Source organism: Pseudoflavonifractor phocaeensis (genome assembly GCF_016901955.1).
GTDB classification, from domain to species: Bacteria; Bacillota; Clostridia; order Oscillospirales; family Oscillospiraceae; genus Flavonifractor; species Flavonifractor phocaeensis_A.
The window spans coordinates 1-7,698 of the sequence record NZ_JACJLC010000113.1; the positions used below are offsets into that span (position 1 = coordinate 1).

At 47.1% G+C, this 7,698-nt stretch carries 5 protein-coding genes and 2 pseudogenes; 6 read left to right on the forward strand and 1 reads right to left on the reverse strand.

What is annotated here, in order from left to right; genetic code table 11:
* Positions 1-112 precede the first annotated feature (112 nt).
* The 6 genes and pseudogenes from H6B51_RS18635 to H6B51_RS15535 form a co-directional block, all read left to right on the forward strand.
* Positions 113-208: pseudogene (locus tag H6B51_RS18635) on the forward strand (hypothetical protein); the annotation flags it as partial.
* 147 nt (positions 209-355) lie between these two features.
* Entirely contained in the window at positions 356-1,120 is a 765-nt protein-coding gene (locus tag H6B51_RS15515) for a hypothetical protein (RefSeq protein ID WP_470382167.1), read from the forward strand.
* A gap of 312 nt (positions 1,121-1,432) precedes the next feature.
* A complete protein-coding gene (locus H6B51_RS15520; RefSeq protein ID WP_204884538.1) occupies positions 1,433-2,689 on the forward strand; it encodes a hypothetical protein in 1,257 nt (418 codons plus the stop codon).
* Complete coding sequence (locus H6B51_RS15525) at positions 2,686-3,804, forward strand: radical SAM protein (protein WP_204884539.1); 1,119 nt, start codon at positions 2,686-2,688, stop codon at positions 3,802-3,804. Before H6B51_RS15520 ends, H6B51_RS15525 begins: the two co-directional genes overlap by 4 nt.
* Before the next feature lie 5 nt (positions 3,805-3,809).
* Positions 3,810-5,399: a metallophosphoesterase family protein gene (locus tag H6B51_RS15530; RefSeq protein WP_204884540.1), complete on the forward strand. Its 1,590-nt coding sequence runs from the start codon at positions 3,810-3,812 to the stop codon at positions 5,397-5,399.
* A gap of 10 nt (positions 5,400-5,409) precedes the next feature.
* Positions 5,410-5,805 (forward strand): hypothetical protein, encoded by a 396-nt coding sequence (locus H6B51_RS15535; RefSeq protein WP_204884541.1) that lies wholly within the window; start codon positions 5,410-5,412, stop codon positions 5,803-5,805.
* Positions 5,806-6,240: 435 nt separating this feature from the next.
* Here H6B51_RS15535 and H6B51_RS18640 read toward each other — a convergent pair.
* A pseudogene (locus H6B51_RS18640) lies at positions 6,241-7,056 on the reverse strand (DUF3846 domain-containing protein); the annotation flags it as partial.
* Positions 7,057-7,698 lie beyond the last annotated feature (642 nt).

Here is a 7,698-nt window from a genome sequence, read left to right on the forward strand (position 1 = left end):
GAGCAGTAACAGAGCCGTATACTCTGAGAGGGGTACGTACGGTTCCCGGAGAGGGTGGCGCAAACCTACCACAGCAATGTGACAAGGCGGTGCTTCCCTACTCCACCATCTGATCTTCAATGCGGTCAGCTTCACCGACCACAAGCACTACCATTCCAACAAACGCAGCTATCACGAGATACGCCGGGCCAGCGATAGGCTGTGTCGAGAACATGGCCTGTCCGTCATCGTTCCCGGCCAGGACAAGGGCAAGAGCTACATCGAGCATCAGGCCGCACAGAACGGCACCAGCTACAAGGCAAAGCTGAAAGCAGCCATCGACCGGCTGATCCCCGTGTCCTCCAGCCTGGAAGATTTGCTTGCCCGGTTACAGCGGGAAGGATATGAAATCAAGCGGGGAAAGTATATCTCCGCCAGGGCGCCGGACCAGGAGCGGTTCACCAGGCTCAAAACTCTGGGCGCCGATTACACGGAAGAAGCCGTTGACTCTCGCATCGCCGGAGGCCCCAGGCCCTCCAGACAGCCCCAACAGCGCAGCGGGAAGGTCAGCCTGCTCATTGATATTCAGAACAATATCAAGGCCCAGCAGAGCGCCGGATACCAGCGGTGGGCGACCATTGAGAATCTGAAACGGGCGGCCGCCACCATGAACTTTCTCACCGAACATGGCATCGGAAGCTATGAGGAATTGGTAGAACGGTGCGACGCCGTTGCCGCCGCATCCATCCGCACTAGGGAAAGTCTGCGAGATACGGAACAGCAGATTGCCGACCTTGCCCTTCTGGGAAAGCAGATTGACACCTACCGCAAACTGAAGTCCGTCTATGACCGATACAAGGCGTCGAAGGACAAGGAAAAATTCCTGCGTGGGTTTGAGAGCGAGATCATCTTGTTCGAGGCGGCAGCCAGGGAAATCAAAAAGGCTGGGCTTACCAAACTTCCCACCGCAGAGAAGCTAAAAGTGGAACTGGACGGGCTCTCCTCCCGTAAGAACGCCCTGCAAACGGAACTTAGGAATATACAACGAGAGGAAAAGGAGTATGGTACCCTTCGAAAGAATATAGCTTCGATGATGTGTCTTGCTTTTCCGGAGAAAAAAGGCGAACAACTTGAGCTATAAGTTAAACTTCTTTAAAATTCCATAGTTTCTTTAGCCCCACGGCACAAATGGCATATACCTATTTTTACCATATATATTAGTTGCCGATGTCAAGTGGACTTGTATTGTAGAGATTATGCGTCGTGTATTGTAGAGATTATGCGTCGATGCATATCTGGCATTTTGTACATACTTACTCGACGGGGTTCTTTCTGTGTGTTATACTAATATTATTAAATGTAATCCTAAACTGATGATACAGGTTTTCAAAATTTATCTGATTATTATTCTATGGTAACTAAACCTGTTCTGATTTGGAGAAAGTGATACCAAATGGCAAATATGGACAATTGGCTAAATTTAATCAATATCTCTTACAAAACGCTTCTGAACAACGGCCGCAATTACGCGGCCTTTGACCAAGATCAGCTTCACCAATGTATGGAGATGTTTTATACAAACGGTGCGGAAAGAATTTTGGATCCAATGTCAGGATATGGGACTATCAGGCCTTGCGCAAACCAATATGGGATATCCACTTACTGCGTTGAAATCAACACGCCCTGTTATCTGTGGCAACATCTCACCATGCCACAAAATGCTCAAAAATATATCGCACTTATTGATTCTGTTATTCCTAAGACCAATCAGTTGCCAGAGGAGTCGGTTCTTTGGGAGGCTTCCAGAAGGGACTGGATTGCACCTATTGGGAAATCGTTGTTAGAGTACATTTACCTTCTGCTCTTAACGGAATCACGAAAACTGAATGAGACGCTTTATGATTATGATGCGGAAAAGTTTGCAATTGCTTTGCTTTTACCATTTTCAAGCCGATTGGCTGCCATGCAGAATGGCGATGTCCAGCATGTAAAACGAGGAAGCACAGCAGTCTACCGCAATTATCGGGACGATTTTACTTCCTATCTTACCCTGCTAAAAATTAAACTGCAGCATAGTACAAATACTGCAACTACAAACATCTTAAATGAGATACGCTTGGGCGATAGCAAAGTCTTTCAATTTGATGGCGAGCGTTTTGAATTTATGTTAACTTCCCCTCCGTATCCTAACCATATCGACTATGCAAAGATGTTTGGCCCTGAGAACGAGCTTCTCAATGAATTGAACGAGAAAAATTTGCTGCATATTCCAAAAAATTTGGATGACCCAATCGGGAGCAATGTTGTCTCTGGGAAGAGCGCTGGAGAAATTTGGAGTCCTCATGCCAATGACTTTATTGAAAAGATTTTTTCTTATCGGAAAACAAAGAAAGCGCAAGACGACAACCGTGTGTATTATGGGCCGTATTTTCGGAATTATTTTTATAATCTTCAGGTTGCATACAGTAACATTGCTAAGCATTTGGCCTCTACCTTTACCGGCGTTATCATTGTAAGAAATAACACAGCGCGCTCTTATATTGTTCCAGTAGCGGAATCTATTATTGATATATGGAAGAATTTAGGATTTGAGGCAAAGATTGTAGACCAAAGGGAAATGTTTCACGTTGGTTCCAAAAATCCGCAATCAAAGGGCTTTAAGGCAAAGCATATGGAATATGTCATTAAAATATGGAGGGAGGAACTGTGACGTATCAAACCAAGAGCAAAATATTTGTACGTGATGACGGGGAAGCCGGGCTTCAGGTTTTCTCACCATACACAGGACTTTTTTATAATATACCAGCTGAGGATCGAACGGAAGTGCTGGAGTGGCTGGATGGTCATCGAACAACGGTATCACAATGCTATTTGGATTCGATTGGCCTTTTGTGGAAAACAACATTTGCAAAAGTTGCCGAACAATCTTTGATTCATGTTCCTACTTCAACAAACATCTCAATTGACCGGCTGTTGGTGATCAATTGGCTGATTACTGGTAAGTGTACGCATAAATGCCCGTATTGCTATGCACAGGATATGCGGGAGTTGGATTCATGCATTAAGACGGAAGCAGATGTAGATCGAATGGTTTCAATTGTGCTCTCTTATTCTCCGCTGGCGGTTGTGATTTCAGGTGGAGAGCCGTTATTGCATCCTTTTTTTCGGTCTATTATTGAAAAACTGCACGGAAAAACTGGGATTATTGTAGACACAAATGGAATCTTGCTTACTGAGGAGCACATACAATTTCTAAAGGAAAATGATGTTGTTGTACGGATTTCTGTCGACTCATTGATTGAGAAGAATGATCGAATAACGCGCCAAACATGTGAACGTAAAAGACAACCGGATAATCTTTCGGCGGTTTTGAAAGCCGTGGAACTTTGTATTAGAAAAGAACTAACTTTGGTGATCCATACTGTTGTAACAGCCGCAAATAAAAATGACTTGTTATCAATGGGGGAAAAGTTATATTGTGTGGGTGTTCATGTGTGGAAATTGATGCAGTTGGTTGACATTAAAACTAATGAAGCAAAAAGACTCACTGTCAGTTACCAAAGCTCCGAACACTTTTCGAGACTAATTAAGCGTTCGGTAAACGCCATGTGGCAAGATAGGATGCGCGTGATCATCCAAGAAAATAATCCACGAAGTTTAAATGCAACCGTCCTTGTTTCCCCAGATGGACGTTTCCTTACACAGGCTGTTTCTGGCAATAAAAAAATCCCGCTGGATCCCAGCTACCCTAATATGCCGCGTGAAGAAGAAATCAGAAAACGCCTGGATCTGTGGGAGCATCGAAAGAGATATATGGGAGAATGATCGATATGAGGATGCTACACCTGTCTGATTTGCATTTTGGCAGTGACCCTAACGCAACAACGGAAACACAACGCATGAATCTGTTGAATCAACTGCTGAAATTGCCAGAATTGGAAACGGTGGATGTGGTGCTAGTGACTGGCGATGTCGCTTGGCATTGTAGCGATGAGGGATATGCGCAGGCCACTGAGTGGTTTAATAAGCTTCGGGGCAAAGTAAGGAGCAGCGCCAAATTTGTCGGGTGTTGTGGAAATCACGATGTCAATCAAAATAAATGTAAGGAACTGCAATATATCTCTTCTGTTGAAAAAATAAGAGAAACCTTGAAACTGGAAGAACTGGACAATCTTCAAGGGCGTTTTGAGAAATATATTAGTTTTTGCAAAGAAAATTGCTTCGAGCAATTGGCGCTCAAAGATGTGAAGAATTATTTGGTCGGTAGCATGGATATAACGATAGATAACATGAATCTCCGGTTCTGCGTGTTCAATTCCGCTTGGTATGCGTTAAAGGGCGGTGAAGAAGACAAGGGACATCTTTGGCTTGGCCGCAACTTCTATGATATGCTCGACATGGAAAGGACCTCAGAGAAACAAACCTATGTGATTACTGTCATGCATCACCCAAAAGAATGGCTCAATGAAAACGAAATGCAGACAGAGGGGGATAATTACAACAAATCCCTGTTTGAACTGATTTCAGCTGACAGCCATTTTTGTTTTACCGGACATACGCACGGAAACATACAGCCCCCTAATTTGTATCACAATCATATGCTAACCTTCTCATCCGGAGCCACATATGCGGAAACTACCTATCACCACAATTTTTCTTTCTACGACTTGGATAAAGAGGAAAATACAATTACTCGCATTCCCTTTGAAAGTGTCGATCAAAAAGAATGGAAACGCTATGATGAGTCCTGTTTTTTAATTGATGTCCAGAACGGTGCGAATGGCAGTGTAAGTCGAAATGCCACGGAAAAGTCTAAAACGGAAGAGACCATTGACGCAAATGTCTGGAACGGAAGTCGAAGTACACGTTTTTATGAGACATTAGAAAAAATTGGTGTACAACTGATTCGCGTAAGCAATCACGATTTCTCGGTTAATAAAACGGTGATTTGGCCTGTCGTGCCGCGCAATACACTTACCACTATACATCTCGCCCAATTAGAACTTATGGCGATCTTGTGCAGGGATTTTGGGTGGTCTGTCAACGCCATCATATCAAATTGCGGATCGCATCCCCAGAGCGAAGATCAAGTGAGCGCATTTGAACAAAAGATACACCAATATTGCAGATATGTAGGAATAGAAAAATTTGAGTGTTCCTCCCTTGATAGTTACTTTAAACCAGAACACGTCCTTGCTGCCGATGTCCTTGGAAGCTTTATTCGGTTTTCTAGTCTGACAAATGTGCCCAAGTTAAGAAATATCAAAATAAAAAGGTACGCTTCTGATAAACAGCAAAAAAATATTAGAGCAAGCAGTTCTGGACTACATACTCCCGCTTTTGCAAATGGCTGTTGTCAAGACGGTTGCCCATCAACTAAAAGCGCAGAGTGGGCAGAAACCCATAGTATTAGCTGGTGAAGATGAACATATGCAGTGGGATCATACTGTGAGAACAATTGGTGGAGATGATATCGGTGCCATTTTAATTCCTGAGCTGAGTGCCGGAAAACACGAAAATCCAAATCAGGTCGATCAGGCCAGCACGGATGAGCAGCTAAAGAAAATTATTGAATGCCTGTCAAAATCAGATTTGCAAGATAGCTTTAAAGTTGGCAATGCTGCAAACTGGTTTTATAAAATGTTTGTCATACTACCAAATTACTGCACTCTTGAAGAAATAGGACAAGCAGGAATTTTCTGCGTAAATAGACCTCAAGATTTAATTGAGTTCTGGCCGACGGCCTCTTCTATCCCCGATTGCATTGATCACAAAAAATTACTGAATTATGTGTGGGGTAAATTGGAGAAAGGAACAATTAACTAGGCAGCGATGCATATAAAAACCGGCTTTGAAATCATCTTTTTCTTACCCAGTCCTAAAAAACAGAGCATGTGATAATAACTATAGACTGCAAAAAGAGCGCCGCCACCAGACCACTTTGATCTGATGACGGCGCTCCCATTTTATCTAAAGGTGAAAATCCGGTGCTTTTCCTATTTAGAAACGCCCTGCTACCCACATGGGAAATCGTACTGTCTCTATACGGAAAAGTCTCCACAGGCGGTTTCTTCCCCTATTTTGAACCCTAATTCCCGCACTTTTTGGAGCGGCGGGAAAGATAGTGCGGACAGGCCAACACTATTGCCCGGAAACTCTGCTTGCAGGGATGGATACAGCCCTTACAGAGCTTGTTGTACTGACGCCTGCCGTTCTCGCTCAGGAAGAACGCCCATTCCAGACGCCATTTCTTGCTCCGGCTCATAAGTCGCCCAGCTCCGGGGGCTTCTTCTGCGGGGCAGGCTTGTCCGGGCCTTTCCCTTCCGCGCACTCCCATTTTGCGTCCTCCAGCCGCTCCCGAATAGAGGGCTTTTTCTCCGGCGTGGTTCTGCGCGCCTCGGCCTGGGCTTTCTCCAATTCCTTACCACGGCGGCCGTTGTTGATGATCCCGTCGATCATGCCGTAGTCATCCTCCAGGGTCATTTCCGCCGTGCGCAGCGGGTTTTCCGGCTCCACGGGAACGGATACGATCTGCCCGTTGATGCTGGCAAACAGCTCCGGCCGCTTGAATTGCTCGGTGTACTTCTGGATCATATCCGGGGGCAGGGACGCAAAACTCTCCGGCCCCAGGCCCACCACCAGGAATGTACCAGCCACAATGTCGTAAATCTCGCCATGCTCATCCCGGAGGGAACGGTTCAGGTCCAGACCGATGAGCTTGCCTTCGTCGTTCAGCACCAGCCCCACCGGATCGTCAAAGGGATAGGAGGCGGCAATATCGCCGCCCACCTCCGCTTGCAGCGCATGGAGGCCGGGGTCGATCTCCTTCACATAGGGCTCCTTCATGGGCTCCACCACCAGGACGGTCAGCTTCTCCGGCGCGGTATGTTCGGGGGTGTCTCCGCTGGGGATGGCAAAGGCGCGGCTGCCGTTGGCCATGATGAGATATTTCCCGTCCTCGGACTCATGGTGGAAACCGTATCCGGCCGCCTCCATCTGTTCCCGGCTCATATCCGTCACATGGAAGGTGCCCCTGGGGGTCCGCACCGTTTCGCCGGTCTCCCGGTCGTCCGGGGTCGGTGCCGCTTGCTGCCCATACAACTCCGCCTCATACTCCCGGTTTGCCTGTTCCGCAAAGGCCAGCATCTCGTCAACATGGGACTGATCCGGGTTTTCGATGGCCGCCCGGATCGCCTGGGGGGCCACATCCAGAAATTCCTCATAGCCGGTGGCGTCCTTGAACTTCTCGATCTCCGAAGGCAGATAGTCCTCCTGGGTCTGCCCCAGAGCGGCCAGCTTCTCGTCCAGGGCAGAGATACGCCCGGCCATCAGGTTTTCGTAGATTTCTTCCTTCGCCGCGTGTTCCTCCGGGTGCTCGGCGGCATACTGCGGGTCGTGCTGCCGGAAAAACTCGTCCATATCGTAGGCAAGGTCCATGGCCCATTCCGAAACTTCTTCTTCGGGGACATCGTCCTGGAAGGTCATCACACGGTATTCCTCCGGGATGCTGCCGAGCTCGCCATCGTAATACTCGTGGAAGCTGTCCCCGGTATCCCGCACATAGCCCAGGTCGGTGAACTGCCCGCTTTCCTCCAGGGCGATGTCCCGCCTGAATACGCCGCCTGAAACGGTGCCTTTAGACCGCACGAATGGTGCACCCAGACCGCTGAAATGGTGCATGGTCACCGCAGCCATGGTGCATTGACAGGATGGCCACTA

Excerpts from the sequence above, each read along its gene's own strand:
- H6B51_RS15520 (WP_204884538.1), top strand. The coding sequence starts at position 1,433 with ATGGCAAATATGGACAATTGGCTAAATTTAATCAATATCTCTTACAAA.
- H6B51_RS15530 (WP_204884540.1), top strand. The coding sequence starts at position 3,810 with ATGAGGATGCTACACCTGTCTGATTTGCATTTTGGCAGTGACCCTAAC.
- H6B51_RS15535 (WP_204884541.1), top strand. The coding sequence starts at position 5,410 with ATGCAGTGGGATCATACTGTGAGAACAATTGGTGGAGATGATATCGGT.